This window comes from Lysinibacillus sp. NPDC098008, assembly GCF_044760715.1.
GTDB lineage: Bacteria > Bacillota > Bacilli > Bacillales_A > Planococcaceae > Lysinibacillus.
Genome location: NZ_JBIWBA010000008.1, coordinates 90,560 through 115,749, shown reverse-complemented (window position 1 = coordinate 115,749; position 25,190 = coordinate 90,560). Strand labels below are relative to the sequence as shown.

26 protein-coding genes and 1 other RNA gene are annotated in these 25,190 nt (G+C 36.2%); 15 read left to right on the top strand and 12 right to left on the bottom strand.

All coding sequences use genetic code 11. The features are described 5' to 3' along the window. Nucleotides 1-239 precede the first annotated feature (239 nt). Nucleotides 240-515, top strand: a complete 276-nt coding sequence (locus tag ACIQVU_RS09910; protein ID WP_402895257.1) for a hypothetical protein — start codon at nucleotides 240-242, stop codon at nucleotides 513-515. Between the two features lie 202 nt (nucleotides 516-717). On the opposite strand, the gene ACIQVU_RS09905 is transcribed toward ACIQVU_RS09910, so the two are convergent. Together ACIQVU_RS09905 and ssrS are read right to left on the bottom strand one after the other, a co-directional pair. Then, on the bottom strand, nucleotides 718-912 hold the full coding sequence (locus ACIQVU_RS09905; RefSeq protein ID WP_402895254.1) for a hypothetical protein: 195 nt from the start codon (nucleotides 910-912) through the stop codon (nucleotides 718-720). Nucleotides 913-1,157: 245 nt separating this feature from the next. Then, a non-coding RNA gene (ssrS, locus tag ACIQVU_RS09900) (6S RNA) lies at nucleotides 1,158-1,350 on the bottom strand. A 204-nt stretch (nucleotides 1,351-1,554) separates the two neighbouring features. Here ssrS and ACIQVU_RS09895 point away from each other — a divergent pair. Next, entirely contained in the window at nucleotides 1,555-1,893 is a 339-nt protein-coding gene (locus ACIQVU_RS09895; protein ID WP_340804062.1) for a zinc ribbon domain-containing protein YjdM, read from the top strand. 33 nt (nucleotides 1,894-1,926) lie between these two features. Here the strand turns inward: ACIQVU_RS09895 and ACIQVU_RS09890 are convergent, their stop codons facing one another. Both ACIQVU_RS09890 and ACIQVU_RS09885 read right to left on the bottom strand, forming a co-directional pair. Further along, on the bottom strand, nucleotides 1,927-2,451 hold the full coding sequence (locus ACIQVU_RS09890) for a zf-HC2 domain-containing protein (RefSeq protein ID WP_340804064.1): 525 nt from the start codon (nucleotides 2,449-2,451) through the stop codon (nucleotides 1,927-1,929). Nucleotides 2,452-2,555: 104 nt separating this feature from the next. Beyond that, nucleotides 2,556-3,194, bottom strand: coding sequence for a YfbR-like 5'-deoxynucleotidase (locus tag ACIQVU_RS09885; protein WP_340804065.1), 639 nt, complete (start codon nucleotides 3,192-3,194; stop codon nucleotides 2,556-2,558). A gap of 171 nt (nucleotides 3,195-3,365) precedes the next feature. Between ACIQVU_RS09885 and ACIQVU_RS09880 the strand changes: the two genes are divergently transcribed. Continuing rightward, on the top strand, nucleotides 3,366-3,806 hold the full coding sequence (locus ACIQVU_RS09880; RefSeq protein WP_340804066.1) for a DUF2269 family protein: 441 nt from the start codon (nucleotides 3,366-3,368) through the stop codon (nucleotides 3,804-3,806). Nucleotides 3,807-4,047: 241 nt separating this feature from the next. After that, complete coding sequence (locus ACIQVU_RS09875; RefSeq protein WP_402895249.1) at nucleotides 4,048-4,983, top strand: GGDEF domain-containing protein; 936 nt, start codon at nucleotides 4,048-4,050, stop codon at nucleotides 4,981-4,983. Between the two features lie 62 nt (nucleotides 4,984-5,045). Here the strand turns inward: ACIQVU_RS09875 and ACIQVU_RS09870 are convergent, their stop codons facing one another. After that, nucleotides 5,046-5,225, bottom strand: a complete 180-nt coding sequence (locus ACIQVU_RS09870) for a putative motility protein (protein ID WP_340804068.1) — start codon at nucleotides 5,223-5,225, stop codon at nucleotides 5,046-5,048. A gap of 290 nt (nucleotides 5,226-5,515) precedes the next feature. Between ACIQVU_RS09870 and ACIQVU_RS09865 the strand changes: the two genes are divergently transcribed. From ACIQVU_RS09865 to nhaC, 8 genes are all read left to right on the top strand, one after another. Next, nucleotides 5,516-6,274 carry a 3D domain-containing protein gene (locus ACIQVU_RS09865; protein WP_340804069.1) on the top strand — a complete coding sequence of 253 codons (759 nt, stop codon included), beginning with the start codon at nucleotides 5,516-5,518 and terminating at the stop codon, nucleotides 6,272-6,274. A 98-nt stretch (nucleotides 6,275-6,372) separates the two neighbouring features. After that, complete coding sequence (locus ACIQVU_RS09860) at nucleotides 6,373-6,921, top strand: superoxide dismutase family protein (protein ID WP_340804071.1); 549 nt, start codon at nucleotides 6,373-6,375, stop codon at nucleotides 6,919-6,921. 283 nt (nucleotides 6,922-7,204) lie between these two features. Further along, nucleotides 7,205-8,203 carry a TAXI family TRAP transporter solute-binding subunit gene (locus tag ACIQVU_RS09855; protein WP_340808506.1) on the top strand — a complete coding sequence of 333 codons (999 nt, stop codon included), beginning with the start codon at nucleotides 7,205-7,207 and terminating at the stop codon, nucleotides 8,201-8,203. 127 nt (nucleotides 8,204-8,330) lie between these two features. After that, complete coding sequence (locus tag ACIQVU_RS09850) at nucleotides 8,331-8,849, top strand: DUF1850 domain-containing protein (RefSeq protein WP_402895244.1); 519 nt, start codon at nucleotides 8,331-8,333, stop codon at nucleotides 8,847-8,849. Further along, entirely contained in the window at nucleotides 8,846-10,888 is a 2,043-nt protein-coding gene (locus ACIQVU_RS09845; protein WP_402895241.1) for a TRAP transporter permease, read from the top strand. Before ACIQVU_RS09850 ends, ACIQVU_RS09845 begins: the two co-directional genes overlap by 4 nt. Before the next feature lie 294 nt (nucleotides 10,889-11,182). Further along, entirely contained in the window at nucleotides 11,183-11,326 is a 144-nt protein-coding gene (locus ACIQVU_RS09840; RefSeq protein WP_340804074.1) for a hypothetical protein, read from the top strand. A gap of 201 nt (nucleotides 11,327-11,527) precedes the next feature. After that, nucleotides 11,528-12,643 carry an amidohydrolase gene (locus ACIQVU_RS09835; protein ID WP_340804076.1) on the top strand — a complete coding sequence of 372 codons (1,116 nt, stop codon included), beginning with the start codon at nucleotides 11,528-11,530 and terminating at the stop codon, nucleotides 12,641-12,643. A 285-nt stretch (nucleotides 12,644-12,928) separates the two neighbouring features. After that, the gene (nhaC, locus tag ACIQVU_RS09830) at nucleotides 12,929-14,359 is read left to right on the top strand and encodes a Na+/H+ antiporter NhaC (RefSeq protein ID WP_340808507.1); all 1,431 of its coding nucleotides are present in this window, start codon (nucleotides 12,929-12,931) and stop codon (nucleotides 14,357-14,359) included. Between the two features lie 47 nt (nucleotides 14,360-14,406). Here the strand turns inward: nhaC and ACIQVU_RS09825 are convergent, their stop codons facing one another. After that, nucleotides 14,407-15,648: a hypothetical protein gene (locus ACIQVU_RS09825; protein WP_340804078.1), complete on the bottom strand. Its 1,242-nt coding sequence runs from the start codon at nucleotides 15,646-15,648 to the stop codon at nucleotides 14,407-14,409. Nucleotides 15,649-15,727: 79 nt separating this feature from the next. Between ACIQVU_RS09825 and ACIQVU_RS09820 the strand changes: the two genes are divergently transcribed. Both ACIQVU_RS09820 and ACIQVU_RS09815 read left to right on the top strand, forming a co-directional pair. After that, nucleotides 15,728-16,840, top strand: a complete 1,113-nt coding sequence (locus ACIQVU_RS09820) for a mandelate racemase/muconate lactonizing enzyme family protein (protein WP_340804079.1) — start codon at nucleotides 15,728-15,730, stop codon at nucleotides 16,838-16,840. An 11-nt stretch (nucleotides 16,841-16,851) separates the two neighbouring features. Beyond that, nucleotides 16,852-17,532, top strand: coding sequence for a GNAT family N-acetyltransferase (locus ACIQVU_RS09815; protein WP_340804080.1), 681 nt, complete (start codon nucleotides 16,852-16,854; stop codon nucleotides 17,530-17,532). Between the two features lie 46 nt (nucleotides 17,533-17,578). Here the strand turns inward: ACIQVU_RS09815 and ACIQVU_RS09810 are convergent, their stop codons facing one another. The 4 genes from ACIQVU_RS09810 to ACIQVU_RS09795 all read right to left on the bottom strand — a co-directional run bounded on the left by ACIQVU_RS09810 (nucleotide 17,579) and on the right by ACIQVU_RS09795 (nucleotide 21,783). Continuing rightward, entirely contained in the window at nucleotides 17,579-18,289 is a 711-nt protein-coding gene (locus ACIQVU_RS09810; protein ID WP_340804081.1) for a Fe-S oxidoreductase, read from the bottom strand. Nucleotides 18,290-18,778: 489 nt separating this feature from the next. Then, nucleotides 18,779-19,741: a DMT family transporter gene (locus ACIQVU_RS09805; protein ID WP_340804083.1), complete on the bottom strand. Its 963-nt coding sequence runs from the start codon at nucleotides 19,739-19,741 to the stop codon at nucleotides 18,779-18,781. Nucleotides 19,742-19,871: 130 nt separating this feature from the next. Then, nucleotides 19,872-21,101 (bottom strand): peptidase T, encoded by a 1,230-nt coding sequence (gene pepT, locus ACIQVU_RS09800; RefSeq protein WP_340804084.1) that lies wholly within the window; start codon nucleotides 21,099-21,101, stop codon nucleotides 19,872-19,874. A 28-nt stretch (nucleotides 21,102-21,129) separates the two neighbouring features. Further along, complete coding sequence (locus tag ACIQVU_RS09795; protein ID WP_402895233.1) at nucleotides 21,130-21,783, bottom strand: lysoplasmalogenase; 654 nt, start codon at nucleotides 21,781-21,783, stop codon at nucleotides 21,130-21,132. A gap of 179 nt (nucleotides 21,784-21,962) precedes the next feature. Between ACIQVU_RS09795 and ACIQVU_RS09790 the strand changes: the two genes are divergently transcribed. Continuing rightward, nucleotides 21,963-23,642, top strand: coding sequence for a hypothetical protein (locus ACIQVU_RS09790; RefSeq protein ID WP_402895230.1), 1,680 nt, complete (start codon nucleotides 21,963-21,965; stop codon nucleotides 23,640-23,642). A gap of 46 nt (nucleotides 23,643-23,688) precedes the next feature. On the opposite strand, the gene ACIQVU_RS09785 is transcribed toward ACIQVU_RS09790, so the two are convergent. Together ACIQVU_RS09785 and chrR are read right to left on the bottom strand one after the other, a co-directional pair. Continuing rightward, nucleotides 23,689-24,114, bottom strand: a complete 426-nt coding sequence (locus ACIQVU_RS09785) for a hypothetical protein (RefSeq protein WP_340804086.1) — start codon at nucleotides 24,112-24,114, stop codon at nucleotides 23,689-23,691. Between the two features lie 262 nt (nucleotides 24,115-24,376). Then, the gene (chrR, locus tag ACIQVU_RS09780; protein WP_402895226.1) at nucleotides 24,377-25,108 is read right to left on the bottom strand and encodes a class II chromate reductase ChrR; all 732 of its coding nucleotides are present in this window, start codon (nucleotides 25,106-25,108) and stop codon (nucleotides 24,377-24,379) included. Nucleotides 25,109-25,190 lie beyond the last annotated feature (82 nt).

The window sequence follows — 25,190 nt, the reverse complement described above, 5'->3', positions numbered from 1 at the left end:
CTTTCTACTAGTGATTGTGTGGTACTTTCATTTTACTAGAAGTGGCGATTTTTTTGTTGCCTTTTTTAGAAAAATTAAAAGGGGTGTCGCAAAAGGTCAGTTTTCACTGACTTTTTGGACAGCCCCGTTTTCCTTCTAACAACACGCTTGATTGTGCATATTAACTAAAACATTATAGGGAATTATAAATTAATGGTGTAGGTTAATAACAATAGATTGAAAGTATAGGAGAGCTGGATATGTTGACATTCATTCAAAATGATAGAAAGTTTATAAGCATAGAAAAAGAAATCATGAATTCAAATAGGGAATATAATGCAATAGCCTATGGTAAACAAATTCTTGAGGATAAGGATATTTTAGCAACATTTAACGAAGCAGATGAATTACAGATTGAGCGATACTTAGTAAAAGAAGATAAAGACTATATCGCCATTTTGGATTATGGCATGTCCAGTCCTCGCCAGCAAAAGCCTTGGCTAAGTTTACTGTGGATAGAGTATCATATCTCATGAAAATCACCTCTCTATTTCTAAAAAAAGTTGTTTTTTTGAAAATTATATGATTAATATAACCTAAATACAATTTATATATTCAATTTTTAAAAATAGGGCAGGATTAAATAGTTAATTTAACATAAGAAAGTACAAGTTTTTAAAGCCATATAGCCAAATGACTAGGCACTCATTTATCAGTGAGTACCTGGACATTTTTTGTTTATTCACTTTGTAGTTCATTTTCTTTTGCCTTAATGAGCTGCTTTAACTCAGCTAAGTCCTCTAAATCAGCATATTTATTGATATACGTTTTTGCTGCACTCTTTGCCGATTGTTTTCGTGTCTTTTCTCGATTCTTTTCCCGATAGGCTTGCGTAGCACGTTTTTGAGCCTCAGACGTTTTCTTTTCAGTCAACTTTACCCCCTCCTTTTTATGGTTGGTTAGATGAGCATGAGCGCCATGCAGAAATATGTAGTAGACCAAATTTAGAAAATTGGTTGGAATGGTAATATAAAAGACCACCCATGATCGAGTGGTCTGTGCTATTATTTATCATTATTTATCGTGAATTTTAACACCAAGTGAGGTTTCGGTAATTTTTTTCAATGACCTTTGAACTTTCTTAAGTAGCTCTAAACCCTTGATATATATAGGATAAGTAAAAAGCCGCGTATGCCGTAGTTATTATAGAAAGTTTTAAACCACCACTCCTCAAAGTGGGTGTTCGCAGAAGCCTTCCTGCTTATCCTCATGCACCTTGGTGTGAGGCCCGTCATTCCAACTCCAATAATAAAACTCCCTTTTACAGCTTAAAGGTTAAAACTTAATATTATACGAACAATGCAGCCTTTATGGATATAATAAAACATGATTAACCAACTTGCAAGTAAGAGGGTTTTAACAAATATGTCAATGGTTAGATGTGCCAATCCATATATAAAGTTTTTTTACAAATAGGTATGAAAAAGACGAACAACCTTTGCTTATTATGGCGGACTATGTAAAGATATAGGCATATAGAGGTTTACCTTGTAAAAAAGTAAAGGAGGAAGCAAAATGGCAGCTTATCCAAATTGTCCACAATGTCATTCTGAATATACATATGAGGACGGTGTTAATTATGTGTGCCCAGAATGTGCACATGAGTGGAGTATGGAGGCAACTGAACAGGAATCAGAGGCTCTAATTGTTAAGGATGCGAATGGCAATCTGCTTGCTGATGGTGATTCAGTTACTATTATTAAGGATTTAAAGGTAAAGGGTAGCTCTTCCACATTAAAAATTGGCACAAAGGTGAAAAGTATTCGCCTTGTGGAAGGTGACCATAATATTGACTGTAAAATTGATGGCTTTGGTGCCATGAAATTAAAGTCAGAGTTTGTGAAAAAAGCTTAAAGCGCAATAATGCACCTAAACTTAGTTAAAAGTTTAAGGTGCTTTTTTTCTTGAAGCTTTACGCATCGTAATAGCAAAAGCTGCACCGATTAAGGCGAAAATCGTATGTAATAGCGCGATATAGCCTGCACCAATTAGTAATGCACCTATTTCTGCAAAGGAGTAGGCGAATGTATAGAGTCCGTTATGTAGATTATGAATAATAGCCCAAACAAATACAGGCACAGAGCTAATAATAAAAACAATCCAAATATTTTTATAGAACAAATAAGAAAGACACCCAAAAATTGCATAGGAGATCATAAAGCCTTGTTGATTACCTAGCAGGGATGAGTTAAGCGCAAACATAAATGACAGTACAATAAAGATAATATGAAAAAAAGCTAAGGTTTTTTTCATAGGGGAATCGTGCTGAATAGCTTGCTTGGCACTAGCAAGCTGTTGACATTGTGGGCATGCTGCTAAATGCTGCTCGACAAATGCCTTTGTTGGTGCTTGGAGCAGCTCCTTTTGATAAAGTGGTAATAAATCTTTTATAATGGCGCATTTTTGTGACAAAATGTTTTCCCCCAATCTCCTCCTATTATACGACTTTTTCTCGAAAATAAAAAAAGCCTTCCGTGAATTTTTCTTTCATGCGGAAAACTTGTACATGCACATTATTAAGTTGCTGTAAGCACTTCATTTGTTAATGCTTGAATATCAATATGTGTTTTTTCTTTAACAGCGTCCTTTAAAATTTCAGTACGGAAATAACGGACTGTTGCTTCAAGTGGGATGGCTAAAAGCTTAGATAGCGCTGTTTGATACATATAGACGAATTCCTTATCTGTATTACCACGTTTTAATTCTGCAAAAGCCTCATAAAATTGATCAAGCTTATCCGCGAATTCAAGAAGACGACCCTCTAAAGTATCATCTTTGCCTTCTTTCATACGCTCAAAGAAGATAGCTTGAAACTCCTGTGGGATTTCATTGACAATAAATTTTTCCATCATCTTTTCTTCCACATGTGCTAGCATTTGCTTTAGCTCTGGGCTTGCGTGTTTGACAGGTGTTTTAATATCACCAATAAACACTTCCGCAAAGTCATGATTGATTGTTTTTTCATATAAAGATTTCCAATCAACCTCAGCGCCATTCATTTCCTCTAATGTAGCAAAGAACATAGCATACTGTGATACTTTCCAAGAATGGGCTGCTACATTATGCTCCTCAAATTTGAAGCGGCCAGGACAACGAATAATACGTTCTAAATCATTGAGGCTTGTAAAAAATTGATGAATTCCTATAAAAATCACTCCTTTTATTCTATAAGTGCATGGTACTATAATTTTTACCCTCTTTGTGTTCTTTTCAAACAATTTAACAATGATTCAGCCTATGTTTACAAAGGGTTCACAAATGCTAACCAAGCAGGCTATGGTTGAATGTTATAATGTAGGGGATTGCTAAAGAGAGGAGTTCAACTAATGTTTTCAATATATACACTTCTTCTTTATATACATATTTTAAGTGCTGTACTTTCGATTGGACCTTTGTTTGTTGTCTTAACAATCATTAAGAAAATGCGTACAGCTTCAAATGATGATATGCCTCCCTATATAGAAGCCTTTAAGGGCGCTATTGCGATTGTAAAGCATTCAGGTCATGTTCTTGTTATATCAGGTATTTTATTAATGTGGTATGCGGGTTATGCCTGGAATACTTCATGGATTGCGCTCACTTTTCTTGTAATGCTTGCATCCATTGTGTTTTTGGCAAGAGCCTTTAAGCCGACATTGCGTACATTTAATACACCTGCCTATCATCAGCAGCAATTTGTTGCACTGTTACAGCGAAAAGCATGGATGTATATTGTATTATTGCTTATTATGCTATGGTTAATGGTAGCAAAGCCAATTATTTGGTAAAAATCGCACCCTTTTAGAGCGTGCGATTTTTGCTTTTTATGCTATAAAAGAAAACTTTAAGTTTAAAGAAAAGCGCTCAATTTAGTATTTACTTCTCGGTTATTATTTGAGCAATAAAGTCGCTAGATGATGTTAAGTTTTCTTTAAGTGACATGACGTATGATGATTGAATAATTAGAATAAGTTAAAACATGGATAAGATACAATGAAAAATCATCTCAGGTGGGAGAAATAATCTATTGTGGGTAAATTCAAGTTAAAGTTATCGTTTCTTATTGTAAGTATGGCGATAATAGTGGTGCTTGTGACATCTAGCGTCAGTATTTGGAGCAGCTATCGAAGCTTTTATGAAATTTCATCTATAACTGAAGATGATCTACAAAAATTAACAATGAATAGTTCTACTATGGAGCAAATCGCTGATAATCGTGCTGTTTCCTTTAGCTTATTGTTTAAGAAAAGTATTGTTCCAATTATTATATTAACGGCTATCATAATAGTGCTTGCAATAGGATTTGCACGAAAGATTACAAAGCCTTTAAATGTCCTCTCAGTAATGATAGAGCGAGGGGAGGGGGTACAAAAGACTATGACTTGGTATTATGAAGCAGACCTATTGAAAAAAAGCGTGCAAAATATGATAGTTTGCTCAGACAGTAAAATTAAGGATTTAACAAATCAATTGAATTTAGATGCGTTAACAGGTATCCCTAATCGAAGACAAATGGATCAAGCCTTAAATGACTTAATTCTCAATAAAGTGCCGCATACTATTATTTTAATTGATTTAGATGATTTTAAAAGTATCAATGATACATATGGTCATATGGTAGGGGATGAGGTGCTAAAAGATTTTGCTCACCGTATGCAGGAGTGCATAAAGAATCAGGGCATGTGCTTTAGATATGGTGGAGAGGAATTTATGATTATATTGCCTACCAAGACAATAGATGATGCTGTAGCATTAGCTGAAAATTTACGTATTAAACAGGCTTTACAAGAAACGGTCTGTGGTAAACCAGTGACAATGTCTGCGGGCATTACTGCATTTGCGCCGAATATCCAAAGTCCAAATCAATTGATAGAAATTGCAGATCATGCTTTGTATCAAGCAAAGCATTCGGGAAGAAATTGTGTATGTGTAGTAAAAAATATGCGACAAATGATTATTAAATAATAGGTGGTTTATATTAAAGGGCATGCTAGTCAATAAATACTAGCATGCTCTTTAGCTTGCATTTAAACTGAAATATCAACCATTGACCCCTTATACGGATGGGGTGCTTGCTGTTGAGGCATGTCTTCTAGTAATTCCATAGCTGCAGAAGTATTTACATTGAGCGCATTCTGCATCACACTCATCTGGACAGTTTGTTGAAGCTCCAACAATTGCGCGGACATAAGTGAATTAATTTCCATTATTACATTCCTCCTTTTCCTTTTTATCGGCTAAAAATTTGGATATCCAAGATAAAATTTAATTCCTCTTAAAATCACACCTACATAAATACCAATCGCTTAAATTGTTAAAAAAATCATCGAAATTGTATATTTTTCCGTTTTTATAGCAATAATCCCTAATATCAGGTAAATAATCCTGATTTATAAAGTTGTGAATTTATTGTTGCTTGTATACTAGAGTGCTTAACTCTAGTGCGCTAGTAATAAATTTGCAAAAAGTAATTAAAATAATGGAGGTATTACTTACTATGAAGAAAAAAGCATTAGCGATAGCAGTCGCATTGTCCGTTAGTTTTAGTCTGTATGCTAGTCCATCTTCCGCCAACACTCAATTAGCAGCAAATTTTCCAGATAATACTCTATGGACAATCCCTCAAATTTATACGTTAGCGGTTGGCGAATTTCAACAGCTAAATCAGATTGATTCATTGTCGCTTTCATTGGAACAAAAGGAAAATGAAGAACAGAAAAAAATGCCAGATGGTCAGTATATGATCAAAAAGGGTGATACATTATTTTCTATAGCACGTAAAAATAATATTTCAGTAGATGAGTTAAAGACATGGAATCATCTTGCATCAGATTTAATATATGCAGGCGAAGCATTGGCTATTAAAGCTTCAGCAGCAAAGGCAAAACCGAAAGCTTCTGAAAGTGCCTCGACAAAGCCAGCAACAGCACAAACAAAACCTGCAAGTGCTCCAGCAAATAATGATAATAAAACATTAACAATGCGTGCGACTGCATATACAGCATATTGTGAAGGGTGCTCAGGTATTACAGCAAATGGCACGGATATTCGCTCGAATCCAAATTTAAAGGTTATTGCGGTAGACCCACGCGTAATTCCTTTGGGGACAAAGGTTTGGGTGGAAGGCTATGGTGAAGCAATAGCTGCTGATACAGGGGGAGCGATTAAGGGAAATAAAATTGATGTGTTTATTCCATCGAAGGGACAAGCACTCGAATGGGGTGTTAAAACGGTAACGGTGAAGATTTTGAATTAAGTGAGATAAGGGATTTCTCGAAACTTTGAGAAATCCCTTTTGTACTGCATAAGTAGAGGCTAAGTTGGCAACCATCAGAAATAAAGGAGGTATTGTCAATGAAAAAAATAAGCTTAATGGGCCTTTCTTTATTAGTTTTTGTTAGTGGCTGTAGTTTCTTTGATAAAAAGGAGGAGCAGGTGCCTGTCAATGCATCACAATTAACAGCTACCGCTAAAGTAATTGGCGCTAATAATGAAAGTTATGGAAATGCCTATTTTCAGGAAGAGGATAATGGTGTGAGGCTAACATTAGCATTAACAGGTTTACCGCCAGGGACACATGGCATTCATATTCATGAGGTAGGAAAGTGTGAGCCACCTAAATTTGAATCCGCTGGTGCGCACTTTAATCCAACGAATAAGGAGCATGGCAAGCTAAATCCAAAAGGCTATCATTTAGGGGATTTACCGAATTTAGAGATTGGCGAGGATGGCAATGTGGATGTAGACTTTTTAGCAGAAGGGCTGACTTTGCAAAAAGATCAAGTAAATTCATTGTTCGATAGTGATGGTAGCACTATTGTTATTCATGAATCAGCGGATGATTATAAAACAGACCCAGCAGGCAACTCAGGAGCAAGAATTGCTTGTGGTGTTATTCAATAAAATAACATAGAAACTGTATCTGCTTGATAAGGGATACAGTTTTATTTTGGTATCCAAACGTCCTCAGCAGCAGATACAATTACGCTGGTGCGTACTTGATTTAGATAAAAAATAATGTTTATTGTAAAGAAGATGGGGAATTAGACAAATGATACATACCTATAGATAGATTACTTTAAATAGTAATAATATACTGAATTTACTATAAATAGATTGACATTATTATACTATATTTGATAATTTTAAATAGATTCTTAATTTTAACTAAAGGGGGAAGGTTATGATGAAGAAAAAGCAATTTAGATTATTGATGCTGCTAAGTATTCTTGCACTAATGGTTTTAGCAGCATGTGGGTCAAATAGTGGGGATGGTGCAAAGGATACAGATGATGGAGATGATTCTGCAACATCAGCTGATAAGCCAAAGTTCTTAAGCCTATTAACAGGTGGTACACAAGGTACTTACTATGCACTTGGTGGTACATTTGCTGATTTAATTACAACAGAAACAGATATTAAAACAACTGCTGAGGTGTCGCAAGCATCTGCTGCCAATATGACGGCTTTACAGGAAGGTAAAGGAGAAATTGCCTTTGTTCAAACGGATATTGCATACTATGCTACTGAAGGTACATTAATGTTTGAGGGCAATAAAATTGATACAATTGCAGCCTTAGGTGCACTTTATCCTGAAACAATACAATTAGTAACAACTGAAGCTTCAGGTATTAAAACGTATGCTGATTTAAAAGGGAAAAAGATATCTGTAGGGGCACCAGGTTCGGGAACATATGCGAATGCAGAGCAATTGCTTGAAATTCATGGTTTAACGATGGATGATATTAAGCCGCAAAATCTTGACTTCGGTGAATCAACGGACGGTCTTCAATCAGGTCAAATTGATGCAGCCTTTATTACAGCGGGTACACCAACAGCTGCTGTTGAAGCATTAAATGCTACAACGAAAGTGAATATTATTGGTGTTGATGCGGGTAAAGCAGATGAGTTAATTGCTAAGTACCCTTACTATGCAAAGGATACAATAAAAGCAGGTACGTATGGTCTTGCAAATGATGTAGAAACAGTTTCAGTGCTTGCAATGTTAGCAGTGAACAAGGACTTACCAGAGGAAATTGTTTACTCAATGACAAAAGCTATTTATGACAATCCAGATAAAATTTCTCACCCTAAGGGAGAGTTTATTAAAGCTGAAACAGGTCTAGATGGTATTAGTATTGATGTGCATCCAGGGGCTCAAAAATACTTTGATGAGAAAAAATAATGGCGAAACGCTCTGACTATACATGACGATTGCCTAAAACACAAAGAGGTTCGGGTTGCATAAAACTTCGAGCCTCTTTCTTACTGTTAGAATAGACGAATAACTTTTAAAGTGGGGTATAGATAAAATGCGACAGCGAAAATTGATGATAGTAGTAGTTTTATGCTGTTTTTGCCTATGCATGGTTATATTTTTTCCACTTCAAAAGGCCTTCGTTTTTACAGAAACACGAGCAGAGCAACCAAAACAGCACTATATACTACTTACAAAAGATAATAAATTTCAAATTAGATATACACACTCAATACATCACTCAGATGTAGTGGAATTTTACCAATATGTAGAAGATGATCGTATACAAATGTTAAGGATGGAATATGAGGATTTAGCGATTGGTATGCCTGGCTATGCAGAAGAAAACCAAACATTGACACAACGAGATGGCAAGTATTTTCTGTCTTTTGACAATCATAAAATAATTGATAACTTTACCATTTATATAGGGGATCTGGACTTAGAGCTTGTATGGATTTATAAAGGTGTTGAATATGATTTAAAAAAAGATTTACAAAGGGGAAAATCCTACTTATTTGAAATAAAGCGATTATCGTTATATGAACAGTGGAAAGGAGTTAGACTGAAATGACAACAAAAGAAAAATCGAAAAAACAAGAAAAGAATATAGAAGAGTTCGAGCAAATTTCTGCTGAAGAGCAACAGGCCATACTCGAAAAATATGATATTGAATCAAATGTAAGAACTGTAACAGGTATAATGAAGCATGTTATTTTCTTTGGTCTTTTAGCATTTTCATTGTACCAGCTTTATACGGCTATTTTTGGGCAATTTCCAGCTCAAATTCAACGCAGCATTCATTTAGGCTTCGGTTTAACACTTATTTTTCTATTATTCCCTGCACGTAAAAAGGCACCGAAGCATAAAATTGCCTGGTTTGATTATATTTTAGCATTGTTATCTATCGGGGTTGGCTCTTATTGGACGATGAATTATAAAGAGCTTGTAAATAGCAATGGTACAATCACACAAATAGACTTTTTCGTTGGTTTAATAGCGGTTGTATTAGTGTTGGAGGCTGCTCGACGTGCTGTAGGATTACCGATTACTATTATTGCTGCTGTTTTCTTAGTTTATGCATACTATGGTCCATATTTCCCAGCATTTATGGCACATAGAGGGCAAGATTTAGAAAGTATCGTAAACCTTATGTATTTTACAACAGATGGTATATTTGGTACCCCAATTAGTGTATCAGCCACATTTATTTTTGTCTTTTTACTATTTGGTGCATTTCTTGTGAAAACGGGAGTAGGTCAATATTTTAATGACTTAGCAGTTGCGCTAGCTGGTAAATTAATTGGTGGACCTGCAAAAGTAGCTGTGTTTTCAAGTGCACTGCAAGGTACAATTTCAGGGAGTTCTGTAGCAAATGTAGTAACATCAGGGTCCTATACAATTCCAATGATGAAAAAGCTAGGCTATCGTAAAGAGTTTGCAGGTGGAGTTGAAGCGGCAGCATCAACAGGTGGTCAACTGATGCCACCAATTATGGGTGCAGCAGCATTTTTAATGGTTGAGTTTATTGGTCGCGGTATTACGTATTGGGATATTGCAAAGGCTGCGGCTATTCCAGCACTGCTATATTTTACAGGTATTTGGATTATGACGCATTTTGAAGCAAAGCGAGTTGGCTTAAGTGGTTTAAGTGATGACCAGATGCCTAACCGCCGAGAGGTATTTAAGAAAATTTATTTGCTGCTCCCTATTATTGCTATTATCATATTAATGTTAACAGGTACACCAGTTATGCATGCAGCATTATATGGAATTATTATTTCAATTGGTGTGGCTATGTTTAATAAGGAAACACGTCTAAAGCCTAAAGATGTGGTTGAAGCACTAGTTGAAGGTGCCCGTACGGCTTTAGGGGTAGTGGCAGCTACAGCCTGTGCTGGAATTATTGTAGGTGTTGTAGTAAAAACAGGTCTTGGTTTAAGTTTAGCCAATAGCTTAGTAGCTTTAGCTGGTGGTAGTATTATTTTAACATTAATTTTTGTTATGATTGCTTCTTTAATTCTAGGTATGGGAGCACCTACTACTGCTAACTATGTTATTACATCAACAATTGCTGCACCAGCAATTGTAGCGTTATTATCACCAAATACGCCACAAGAATTAGTGCCAGTAGTAGTTTTATTATCTGCTCATTTCTTTGTGTTCTATTTTGGTATTATTGCGGATATTACACCACCAGTAGCGCTTGCAGCCTTTGCAGCTTCGGGCATTTCGGGCGGCGATCCTATTAAAACAGGCGTTAACTCAGCAAAGCTAGCCATTGCGGCATTTATTATTCCATATATGATTGTCTTTTCACCAGCCCTATTAATGATTGATACAACTGTACCTCAAATATTATGGGTAGTATTTACAGCCATAACAGGGATGGTAGCAATTGGTGCAGGAGTTATTGGCTATTGGTATCGTAAATTATTTTGGTTTGAAAGAATCATTATTATTGCGGCAGGGCTATTACTTATTTATCCAGAGAAATTTTCAGATTGGACTGGATTAGCCATCTTTATCGTGATGTTTGTCATTCAATTTTTATCTAATAAAAAGGGCAATCATCCTAATACTAACAATAAAACAGGTATGACGGCATCTTAAAGCTTGACTACTGAAGCTTTCAAAATTTTATTTTCATATAATAAATTAAAATAAGAACTTGTAGCGGAGGAAACTATAGTCTAGGCTTCAGACTGTTGACAAAGGGCATTGAGATATTGAAACTCAATGCCCTTTTTGTAATTTAAGGAAAGTCTATATGCAGATGATATTCCATCTAATTATGAGATATGTTTGATATATATAATGCATAATGCGTATAAATCATTGCTTTTTATTAATTTTTCATTGTATAATCTTTTTATCAGAAAATTCAATAAATTAAGGAGTGGTACAATGGGTAAATTATTCAACTCAAAATTTGAAACATATTTAATGGATCAGGAGTTTGACTTTCAACAAGAGGAAGAGAAGCATGAGGAGCAAACACCACAAGTACATTATGAAGAATATCCAGAGGGATTTTTTACAAGTTTATAGGGATGATTGAAAGGGCTATGCTAAAAGTGAAAAACTTTTAATATAGCCCTTTTGTACATAATAATGACTAAATGGATTATTGAAGGCATATTCATTGAATATAGTAAGTTTTTTGATTAGCTATGTCTAAATATGTATATATGTTTATAAAATAGATTCATGTATAATGGGAAACAAAAAATATGTATAGAAGGTGTCATCATGTCAAAAGCATTAACAGTAGAGGAAACCATTTATCAATGGTTTGAGTATTTTCATACACATCCAGAAGTGAGCTGGAAAGAGTTTGAAACAACGAAAAAGATTGCCTCGATATTGGATGAATTGAATGTAAGCTATCGTGTATTTGGTGATATCCCTGGACTGATTGCTGAAATTGGAACGGGCGATGAAATTGTTGCGGTACGTGCAGATATGGATGCATTGTGGCAAGAGGTAGATGGCACATGGCAGGCAAACCATTCTTGTGGTCATGATGCAAATATAACAATGGTTCTGGGTACATTATTATTGCTGAAAAATCAACCATTACAGCATCGTGTTCGTTTTATTTTCCAGCCTGCTGAGGAGCTTGGCAATGGGGCATGTGCAGCCTTTGACCATGGAGCGGTTGAAGGGGTATCACATTTATTTGGCGTACATTTACGACCAATTGAAGAGTTACCACTTGGTAAAGTTTCTCCAGCTATCCATCACGGTGCAGCCTATTTTTTAGAAGGGATGATTCAGGGGATTGATGCACATGGTGCAAGACCACATCAGGGAAAAAATGCTATTGATGTAATTATGGCTATACAGCAGATGTTACATAGCATCCATCTGTCACCATTTGAGCCATATTCCGCAAAGCTCACAAAAATTATTGCAGATGGCGGTAGCACGAATATTATTCCAGGTAATGCTAGTTTTTCAATGGATATTCGTGCACAGCATAATGAGCAGCTTGAATTGCTTCGTAGTAAAATTGAAGCGGGATTAAAGGCTATACAACAACAATTTGATATTACAATGAACTGGAAGTGGCTTGATTTTACACCAGGTGCTGAGGTATCACCGATTGCAGCAAAAATGGCAAAGGATGCCATTATTGAAGTGTTAGGTGAGGAGCATTTAGCGAATGAAATAATAACACCCGGCAGTGATGATTTTCATTTTTATACAGTGAAAAAGCCAACATTAAAAGCTGCAATGATTGGTATTGGCGCAAATTTAGCACCAGGCTTACATCATCCAAAAATGACATTCGATCATCGTGCATTAATCGATGCTGCTAAAGTTCTTGCGGCTGTATTAGCAAAAACACCTGAATATGAATAATAAAATTATCAAAGAAAACTCGAACAGCTACAAAATTTTGTAGCATAAGTTCGAGTTTTTTTGGTCTTAAAGTATTTTTTATGCATGGATATTCAAGTATTTACATGGTTTTCAATCGCTACTTGGAAGCGTTTTATTACGCTAAAACAGTTGAATTCTCTTGAGAAGCATAATTTTTTTGCGTTGACTTTTAATTTTTTGAATATTAAGCTAAAAATCGTAAAAAATTATTTGCGTCTTTGTGAATTCGAAGGAGAGCTTGGTGCAAAAAAGGGGATGGGAGAATTGAAGAAAGATATAAATGCAGGTTGGGCACTACTAACTTTTGCTATTATGATTACGGCAATGCTTATTACTGTAGTAGTTTTAGAGCAAGGTCCTCACGTACCTTTACTTGTTGGTACAACGGTAGCAGCAATTGTTGCCAAATTACATGGCTATAAATGGGCAGAAATTGAAGAAATGATGTATAAAGGAATACGTCTAGCTTTACCTGCTATTGTTATTATTATTTTAGTAGGTTTAACAATTGGTGCATGGATCGGTGGCGGCGTTGTAGCAACGATGATTTTCTATGGTTTAAAGCTAATTTCTCCAGCGTGGTTCTTAGTAACAATTATGGTGCTATGTTCAATTGTATCTTTAGCTATTGGGAGTTCTTGGTCAACAATGGCTACAATTGGTGTGGCAGGTATGGGTATTGGCTTAAGCATGGGAATTCCTGCAGCAATGATTGCGGGTGCAGTTATTTCAGGCTCATACTTTGGTGATAAAATGTCACCATTATCAGATACAACAAATCTTGCAGCAGGATTAACAGGCACAGATTTATTTGACCATATTAAGCATATGCTTTATACAACAATTCCAGCCTTGATTATTTCACTTGTTGTCTTTGGCATTATGGGTAGAAAATTTGCAGATGTTTCAATGCAATCAGAGGAAATTTTAACAACATTAAAAGTGATGGAGGACAGTTTTGTTATTTCTCCATGGCTATTGCTTGTACCAGTAGGGGTTATTGTATTAGTCGCTAAAAAAGTACCAGCAATTCCAGCTTTAATTATTGGGATTGTAGCAGGCTTCCTCCTACAAATCCTTGTACAGGGTGGTACAGCTACAAGCGCTGTACAAGCATTACAGGAAGGTTTTACAATTTCGACAGGCAACGCTATGGTAGATGATTTATTTAATCGTGGTGGCTTAGATTCCATGATGTATACGGTTTCAATGACAATTGTTGCCATGACATTTGGTGGGATTTTAGAATATTCAGGCATGTTAAAGGCATTGATGGATGTTATTGTGAAGCTTGCTAAATCTACAGGTAGTTTGATTGCTTCAACAATTGCTGCTTGTATTACAACGAATGCGACATGTTCAGAGCAGTATATTTCAATTGTTGTTCCTTCACGTATGTTTGCAGGGGTTTATCAAAAACGTGGGCTTCATTCTAAAAACCTATCTCGTGCACTAGAGGATGGGGGAACATTAACTTCCGTATTCTTCCCTTGGAATACTTGTGGTGTGTTTATTTTAGCAACATTAGGTGTAGGCGCTATGGAATATGCACCATATGCGATTCTGAATTTTGCAGTACCAATTATTTCAATTATTTATGGCTATATCGGATTTGCAATTGTAAAATTAACGCCTGAAGAAATCGCAGCTGCTGAGCAACGTAGAAAAGAGCAAGAAGCTGAAAGTCTAGTATAATGGCTTAGAATTCTCGTAGGCATATAAACACCTACGAGAATTTTATTTTAGTATGTAGCAAAATTTAATTCATAGATGGTGCGAGGGCGACCTTGCTGATGGGTCATTTCCTCACCCACAGCCTTTGCATAGCCATTATCAACTAACTTTTTAATAATACGCTCGGTTGTTCGGCGTGTAACTTGTAAATATTCAGCAAGGTTTTGCGCTGTAAATTGAGTTGATTGACGCTCATGACTAAAGTTAATGATTTTAGAAATATTTAATGGGCTTAAATTTGTGAGCTTTGCCATTTCCAATACATATGGATCATTGGTTTTTAAAGCTAGCCTGCCTTCTGTATTTGGAAAAGGACCTAATAAATTTTTATGCTCGTCAAGAAGATAAATTTCACGAGGCTTTGTAAATGCCAGTGCATGTTGAGCATGTTGTGTAGCTTCAAAAATAGAATGTCCATAGCCAAATGCTAGTTTAAATGGCTGATTAATTTTCTGAATAAGCTTCTCTAAGTTGTCCTTTTCAAGAGCTATTTGTAAATGCCCAGCAGTTGTATAAAGCTCAAAGGAGTGCGAGGTAATTTGCTTATAGGTTGAAAAAGTAGCCTTTGTAATTTCGCTAACGACTGTTGATGGAGAAGAGGCATCTTCAGGAATTTCTAAAAAACCAACAACAGCTTTTACCGATTCAGATTTAGTTAATAGTGATTTTGATTTTGTTTCTTCAAGACATTGAATAATGGCATTTGTTGTATCTAACATACGCATTGCAGGTATTTGTCTTGCTTGTAATTCGTCGAACACACTATGAATACTTGTAATAACAAAATCAATGCTTTTCGCATTCCATAAGGCAATATGCTGATGTAGAATCGTTTCAGTCGGCTCTGTAATGGATATATGTTGAACATATGGCTTTTCACCAGTATATTCTATTTCAGCTAAAACATTATCAACAAATATTGGATTCATTACATCAATCGAAATTCTATTGATTGGTATGGCATGTGTAGCTACTAGTGATAATAAAGTTGTTGAAATCGCTATTTCATCCTGTTTAAGATAATTCCACGGTATTGGAATTTCCGACAGTAATGATTGGGCATGTAAATAAGGTAATGTTCCCCCTAATAAAAGAGCATCACATGGTTTCATTTGTTTTAGTAGAGTAGGTGCTTCCGCTGGATGATTGTACAAATAAAATTCTAATTGAACATTGGGGATATTTTGTGCGATACTAATAATACGTTTCATAAAGGCTTTAGAACAAATAATCGCTATTTTCGTAGACATAGGCATCACTCCTTTGCTATTTTTTTCAGTAATTAGCGACATATTAACGACTATTAAAACATGAAGGAGATTAATGATTATGAAAATCCAACAAGTAGATATTTTTGCTATCCATTTACCATTGATTGACCCATTTATTATTAGCTATGCTACATATGATACAATGCCCTCCATTATTTTAAAAGTAACAACTGATACAGGGGTTGTCGGATATGGAGAAGCTGTTCCTGATGAGCATGTAACAGGTGAAACATGGGAAAGTACCTATGCGGTATTAAAAAATCACCTTGCACCTGCTGTTATTGGAGAAAGCCCAATGGCATTTGAAAAGCTGCATGATAAAATGAACAAAATTGTGAAGGACGTACCAGCCGCAAAGGCAGCGATTGATATTGCCTGCTTCGATATTGCTGGAAAGGCATTGGGCGTACCAGTATATCAGCTATTAGGTGGACGCTATCATGAAAAATTCCCAATTACACATGTTTTAAGTATTGGAACACCTGAAGCAATGGCAGAGGAGGCAGCTAATCGTGTAGAAATGGGCTACCGTTCATTTAAAATGAAGGTGGGAACAGAAGTTATGCGTGATGTTGCTCGTATTAAAGCAGTACGTGAGCGTGTTGGAGAGGATATTGCGATTCGGGTTGATGTCAATCAAGGCTGGGGCAATGCAGCTACTACACTACAAGGCTTACGTGTTATGAAAGACTTAAATATTGATTGGCTAGAGCAACCAGTCAATAGTGAAGATATTGATGGAATGGTTGAGATTAAATCAAAATCTGATGTAACGTTAATGATTGATGAAGGGCTGCGTGGTGTACGTGAAATGCGTGAAATTATTGCTAAGCGTGCAGCCGATAAAGTAAATATTAAATTAATGAAATGCGGGGGCATTTATCCTGCTATGAAGCTTGCTGTGATGGCTGAAATGGCAGGTATTGAATGTCAGGTTGGCTCAATGGTAGAGTCCTCTGTAGGTTCTGCTGCAGGCTTCCATGTAGCATTTTCGAAAAAGATTATGACAAGTGTTGAATTAACAGGACCACTTAAGTTCTCAAAAGATGTGGGCAATCTACATTATGATGTGCCGTTTATTTGCTTAAATGAGCAGCCTGGCTTAGGTGTAGATGTAGATGAAGCTGTGATTCAGGAATTATGTAAGTTCTCAGCTGTTGTTACAGCCTAAGGGGGTAGGGTATGAAAAAGCTTTATACAGGTATGCTTGGTGAAACGCCATTTGATGTTATACAACTAGCACCTCAGCATTTACAGCAAATTGAGAAGCTACAGATGGAGGTTTATCAGGCATTAGAAGATCAAACGATTTTACAGCCTTTAACGACAGAGGAATTTGACTATATTTTAAATGGCAATGGTATGATGCTCGGTGCGTATGTAGGGGAGGAATTAATCGCCTTTCGTGCTTTATTAAATCCTCCTGCTGAGGATGAGCATCTTGGGTATGACTGTGGCATTGCAGAGCATGAGTTCCATCGGGTTTTATATCAGGAGATATCTAATGTTTCGCCGAAATATCGCGGCTATGGCTTACAGCAAACATTAGCGGCGGTGGCTATGAACCAGATTGATTTAGAAAAATATGATTACATATGTTCAACAGTGAAGCCCTATAATATTCCAAGCTTAAAGGATAAATTTTCTCAGCAGCTTGTGATTAAAGGCTTAAAGGTGAAATATGTAGATAAGCTACGTTATATTTTCTATAAAGATTTACGACAAAAGCCGCCTATTTTTACAGATCAGCAAACGGTGTCAATGGGGGATATAGCCGCTCAGCAACAGCTATTAAAGCAGGGCTATTTAGGCACAGCTATGTTTGAAGAAAATAATGATTGGTTTGTTGTATATGAAAAGTAAAAACCTTATCCTTCACTAAAGCAAAATGTGAAGGATAAGGCTTTTTTTATTTTTTCATTGGACAAAAGCCACAAGCCATTAAACCAGGGATATCTTTGGAAAAACAGCATGATTTGCGAACAGGAACATTCACTAAATTTGTTGGGCTTTGATTGCCTGTATATTGTGCCCACCAAGATTTATTGGAGAAGCGTGCCCATGTTTTTGGGTTTTCTAAGGCTTCTATATCCTCCATTGCTTGGTCAGCTAGGCCGGGGTTGGCTAGCAATACATGATAATGCCATAGTAAATAGCCAAAGAAATTTTCCCAAATAGTAAGGGGGGAGATAGATGTCACCTTTCGAAGCTGTTGAACAATTACGTGCCCATCATAGAGAATTTTTTCAATAACGGCCTGACGTTCATCTTCATCAACATAGCGCCAGTCATTAGGGTTTGCAAACATAGCAACGGTAAAGCTATTAAATTCTTTAGCGGCATCAAAGCGCAATTCAATTGGCTTACCATCCCAAACCTCATCATAGGCAGCGAGCATATAAAATTGCATAGCAAAAAACATACCGTAACGGCGCGCAAAATGGGAAATAGCCGCAGTTTCCGTTGCTGCATCTGTAATGCCCATCATCAAGTTTAAAAAATCAGGATGGTAAAAATCTTTATGTATATCAGCCAATGTAAATAAAGTCCGCTTAGGCTCAGTTGTATAAATACTATAAGAGTTTAGTTGTTGCACTTGATCCATCGTTAAAGCTGGCATGGTCATCCTCCTTTATTTAGTTAATTATAAAGTAATCATTTTTGCTTCACAAATGGAATGCAATGTAGTAAAATGCATTAAACATATAAGATATATATGAATTAAAGTCATGGATAAAAAAATTAAGATTTTTTTAGATTATTGTTGACATTTTAATTGATAATGATTATCATTATCGTATAAAGATTATTCCTCCTCTACAATACAGTGTAGAGAGGATGAACTTTAGCTACTTTTCTCCAGAAGTTTGCTAGTTCATGATTACGCTCCTAAAACCCCCCTCATTTTTTGGGAACGTGAAAATCTCTAGGCGACTCATCCTACGATAGGATGGAGTCGTCTTTTTTTATCTTGTTCAGCAAATTCTTTTTGTATCGAAAGCGAAGCGTCAGCGGAAGATGCTTTATGTACCGAAAGCATTAGCGACAGGTATAATTATGCTGGAGTGTAATTGATGCCATATAAAAAAACAGCCCAATAAAGGACTGTTTATGGGGAAGTGGACTGTTGTACAGCACTTTTTCTCCCTAATATCATTGTATAGTAGCTATGCAATAGCATACCAATAATAATTACGCCAAGACCCGCTAGCGCAATTGGATTTGGGAAGGCTATTCCGAGTAGTAGTACCTCACCGATAATTACAAATAAAATTTCGGTTGATTGTGTTGCTTCTACAGCAGCAAGCTTTCCCTGATGATCTCTGACACGATCTGTTGCAATGAAAAATAAGATTGTTGCAATAACGCCTGAACTAATGCCGACTAGTAAAGATTGGAATAGTTGACTTGCTGACGGCAGTCCCACTGTTATCATGGCGTAAATAGCGATAATAATCCATGCTGGCATCGACGCAATTGTCATGCCAAGGACACGCTGAAAGGTATCAATACGTCCACCACAGATTTCCATCATTTTGCGATTCCCTAGAGGATAGGCAAAGGCAGCAATGATAACAGGCAAAATACCAAGCATTAAACTTCTAAATGGAACAGATTGTGCCTGAGGTATTTGAATAAGTAGAATACCTACTAATATGACACAAGAGATTAGAAGAGAGATTAACGGAATCTTTTGCCGTACCTTTTTCCCCGCGATAATAGAAACAAAGAGGGGGGCTAATAATACCCCAGCAACAATGGTAAATTGCCATGTTCCAGATACAAGCCAGCCTGGACCAAATGCCGCTGCAAATGTTAAAGGTGCATAGAACAATACAAAGCCAACAAAGCTCCAAAGCAACCATCCAATAGGCTGTGCCTTCATTTCTCCAGCTAGCTGTGAAAAGCCCTTACGATAAAAAACAATCACCAGCAAAAAGGGGAGCATAAAGAAATATCGTAGTGATGCACTCCAAAGCCAGCTACCTCCCTGCATTTCCATTGCATGATTTAAAATAAATGTGACAGCAAAGAACAGTGAAGCTAAAATGCCTAATGCAATTTCTTTCATCAAGACCACCTCAATTGGAGTTGTATCATAAAACTCCATATGTAATATTGTAATGTGAAAATTCAGTCATTAATGCTGAAAAAATGACGAAGAAAGGAAAGCCTTTCTTCGCAATAGCATTCAAAACCTTTTATTGTGCCTGTTGTTCAAAGAGCTGAACAATTTCAATAATGACTTGTGCTGCTTTCTCCATTGTTTCAGCAGATACATATTCAAACTTACCATGCATATTTTCACCACCAGCAAAAATATTTGGTGTTGGTAAGCCCATATAGGATAACTGTGAGCCATCTGTACCACCACGGATTGGTAAAGTGTTTGGTGTAATATCTAATTTTTCCATTGCAGCACGGGCAATGTCAACAATTTCTTTTACAGGTTCAATTTTTTCACCCATATTATAGTATTGATCTTCCATTGTAATGCTTAGAGCATCTTTTCCAAACTGCGCTTGGATTTTAGCTGCTGCATCAAGCATTAACTGTTTTTTCTCTTCAAATTTTTGACGATCATGGTCGCGTACAATATAAGATAGCTCTGTATGCTCAATCAATCCATTAAAGTTCGTTAAATGAATAAAGCCCTCATAGCCCTCTGTTTTTTCAGGAACTGCATCAGCAGGCATTTCATTTTGAAAGGCAATCGCTATTGTTATTGCATTTATCATTTTATTTTTAGCAGAGCCAGGATGGACACTAGTGCCCTTTGTAATAACTTTTACGCCAGCGGCATTAAAGCTTTCGTATTGTAGCTCTCCAAGTGGCCCACCATCCATTGTATAGGCATAGTCTGCTCCAAATGCAGCTACATCAAATTTATGTGGACCACGGCCAATTTCTTCATCAGGTGTAAAGGCTACACGAATTTTTCCGTGTTTGATAGAAGGGTTTTGAATAAGGTATTCCATAGCCGTCATAATTTCAGCAATACCAGCCTTATCATCTGCGCCTAATAGGGTAGTACCATCTGTTGTAATAAGTGTTTGACCAATATAATTTTTCAGTTCAGGGAAATCTGTTGGTGACATTACTAAATGTTCATTTAACTGAATATCGCCACCATCGTAGTTATCTACACGCTGTGGCTTCACATTTGTCCCCGTATAATCTGTTGCTGTATCCACATGTGCTAAAAAACCAATTGTTGGTACTTCTTTATTTGTATTTGCCTCTAATGTAGCAAATAAATAGCCATTTTCATCTAAGGTAATATCTGTTAAGCCAATTTCAGCAAGTTCATCTTTTAAAACATATAATAGATCAAATTGCTTTTGTGTGGAAGGCGTAGTTTCGCTTGTAGAGTCTGATTGTGTATCGATTTTTGCATAGCGAATTAATCGCTCAATTACTTGTTCTTTCATAAAATATGGCCTCCTATATGTGTATATGTTAGTATTGTATCACTTTACTTCGGGTTTCGGAATATTGAAGGATGCTTAAGGAAATAAGGAATTGGGCGCTATAATACGTCAGCATAATGACTTCATGAGAAAAAGCTAATGGTGCAACAAATTTATTGATTGCTAAATAGGAATCAGAGGCGATAAATAATAAAGCACCAATTGTAGCAAATTTAGAGCCAGTTTGAATGGCTGTCCAGCCCATTGTAAAAATAATAGCTATATAGGCAAGCACTGCAATGCCGAGTAGGGTGCTTCCTGTTTGAAATACAGACCCCGCAAGCCATATCCCCATCATCGCCCCATAAAGCAATAAAATCAGCTTTGCCCAAGCAGGTACTTGCTGTTTATGAGCAGTAACAAATGCAGCAATATAAAAAATATGCCCAATTAAAAAGCTAGTTAGTCCAACTAAAAACCACTGTAATGTATAATCGCCAATCATACAAAATATAAGACCTGTGATAATCAATAGTTGGTATTTTCGAACATGTAATGGTTTTTGAATAGTAGCTAATATAATCATCAATAACATTGGGATGACTTTAAAGATGAGTGTTAATCCTTCTGCAATATGGGAAAAAAGAAAAATATAATAAAGGCTGAATAACATGGTAAATGCTATTAATAGTTTTTTTAGCAATTGCTTCAGCTCCTCTCCATTTGAAATTCTTTCTTAATTAATAGAATTCCTTTATCTAAAAAAGAATTTTTTATAGAGAGTGTTCACTTGGCATAGAAGTTACCCTTTTATAATATGAAACCTTTTTCATCTGTAACCGTAAATTAAGAAGACATACAATTGAAGAGAGGATGAAATAAATGACTAAGCTACTTATAGCTTCGGCAGTCATTGCAGTGATCGCAAGTGTGTTAGTAACACCGCTTATTACAAAAAAGCGTGAGGATGGAAAATCCAAAAAGGTTATTGGCTACTTTTTTATCGGTGTTTTTATATTAAGCTTGTTAGCAACAGGTATCACTTTATATATAACAAAAATCGATGTAAATTGGCTTGTTTTTTGGCCTGCTATTATTGTGCTGACATTAGTAGGTGCGCTGCTGGCAAGTGGTATTGAACGAAAAATAAAGGGCATTTTATTTTTAGCAAGTTTAGGCGTTGCCATTTATGTATTATCAGCACCTTTATGGAATGCTAATGAAAAATTTAAGTCTTCTGAAATGAAGGAAGAGGTGGAGATCACACCGTTCGATGAAACACAGACGCCCGCAAGCGTTCCGCCAAAATTTGCACGCAATAAAATGAAAAAGGCGTTTGGACAAGTGCCAAATACAAGTTATTATGAGCTGGGACGTCTTCAAATTCAAAAGGTGAAGGGCGAATATGTGTATATAGCACCAGTTGAATTTTCAGGGTTTTTTAAATGGATGAATGGCGACACAACGCCAGGCTATTTTATTATGAGTGCGACAGACTCAGCAGATAATCCACGATTTGTGAAGGAGGAAATGAAGTATGTTCCTTCTGCATACTTAAATGCGAATTTAGAGCGCCATATTCGTCTACAGCATCCATTCCTAATTTTTTATGGGGATGTTCAGCTTGAGGTTAATGATGAAGGAAAGCCGTATTATATTCGCTCATATGGTGAATTTATCTCAGCGCGTAATGGCTTTGATGTGAAAGGGATTGTGTTAGTGGATGCCTTAACAGGGAAATCAGAGGTGCTAGAGCTAAAAAATATTCCGGAATTTATTGATGGTGGAGTGTCACCCGAAACGGTCAGCTTACAAAATAGTTATTTTGGTAACTATGTTCATGGATTCTGGAATAGTATGTTTGGGAAAAAGGATGTAAAAATTCCATCTGATGAGGGAACAGAATCAAATGTTAGCCCAATTTTTGATGAGAATGGTGATATGTATTACTTTACAGACTTTACAAGTCCAAAAGAGGGCGTAGATTCTATGCTGGGCTATTCTTTAACAAATGCGCGAACAGGTGCAGCAACATATTATACAGGAAATCAAGATTCAAGCTATATGGATTCACAAGGTAATTTACAAATTATTGAAAAGAAATTTATAGAGAAAAAATGGACTGGTGAAATGCCAGTGTTATATAACTTTTATGGTGAAGCAAGCTGGTTAACGGCTGTACTGGATTCTAATGGCTTTTTACAAAACTATTTTATTGTATCAGCAGCAAATCCCGAGATTTCTGTTTATGCAACAACACCTAAAGAAGCGCTGAAATTATATAAAACAGCCTTAAGCCGTGGAGGAAATACAGTGGACGGGAGCTCCAAAGCGGAGGAAAAGCAGGCTAGTGGAAAAGTATTACGTGTATACAAAGAACGTTTAGGTGATTTTACAACAGTATCGTTCTTGCTAGAAAATGGTGAAAATTATTTAGTAAGTGCTGAAACAGAGCCTTTAGCTATTTATTTACAAGAGGGTGATGAGGTCATTCTCACATATGGCGATACAGGCGAGCAATTCTTGCCAGTTCGTTCACTAATGATAAAAGGGCTACAATAGAAAAAATAACAAAGGGCGATCTTCATGCAGTGAAGGTCGTCCTTTGTTATTTAGTGTGCTGTTGAATATAGCGCAACATTTTTTCTCGATGGTTGGTAAAAAGTGTTTGTGCATGATTATTTAACATGAAAATATCTTGCAGGTAACTTTGCAATAGTTTATTTTCATATTCGAAAGTTAGTTGGTCATTATTTTCTAAAATATAATCTAGCAAAAGGGCGTGTAAGACAACTACTTCTAAATTTTGTGTATTGGTAATAAATTTTAGTTGAAGAATCGTTGTATGTGACACAAATTGATCAATATAGTCAATAGCAGGTTGATATTGTGTAAAGTCAATATGTGCTTCAAGTCGCTTTCTTAATTCTGTACAATTATTATTTAATTCTTCCATTTTTAAAAATAAACTTCTAACACTTCTCCTATGCTGTTGCTCCAAAGTACGAGCAAGATGCTTATTCACAAAGGCCATTTTGTCTATAACTCCTTTCAGTGATAGGATTATCTTGGTTCAGTGGGTGTCCAAACGCCCACTGAACCAAGATAAAAGCCCGACAGATGTACCTGACGCTAGCGCGTAATCGATTATTATAAATATGAATGGAGTTGCTGGAAAAAGAAAGAGTCCTATTTATTAATTTGCAGTTATATATCTGATGGAGCTTATGTAAAAAATACTAGTTAAAATGAAAATGGGGTTGTTATCATACGATAGTAACCCCATTTCTAATAGTTTATTTCCAATTAAATCCTTTTTTAGCTAAAAACTCTTTAATATGAGGACGACGTTGCTCAATTAGGAAGTCAGCCATTTGTTTTGTCCAATTATCAATTTTTCTATTTGATGATCGGCTATTATAATAGGCTTCCATTGTTTCGTTATATGCTGGTAAAAGCTCCTCATATTTTTGAGCATTGTATTCATTTTCATGTAATACAGCAGATACAGGTAAACGAGGTTTTACCTCATTGCGACGTGCAGGAACGCCGATTGTTAGCCCAAATAATGGGAAAACATAATCAGGTAGATTGAACAACTCACTGATTTCAGCAGGGTTATTGCGTACACCGCCAATATAGCAAATACCGTAGCCCATTGATTCAGCAGCAATCACAAAGTTCTGTGCAAATAATGACACATCTGCTACACCTACAAGGACATTTTCAGCGGAGTCAGCTACGATATCCACACTCTCTAATTTACCAGCCATTTGCAGGCGCTTAAAATCAACACAAAAGACAAAAGCACCTCCAGAGGTTTCATATTGGCGTGGGTTGCCAGAAAGTAAACCTAATTTTTCCTTTTTCTCTTCATCTGTTACCCATATAACACTATAGGCTTGTACAAAATGTGATGTTGCAGCCATTTGTGCTGTAGCAATTAAATCTTCAATAATGTCTTTTGAAATAGGTTTACCATCATAAATACGCACTGAAGAATGGTTACGTAATAATTCTTTTACCATGTATAGACTCTCCTTTGTTTCTTTGTATATGAAAAGCATAGCACGCTTTATAGTCAAAATCGAACAAAGAAGAATATTTAAT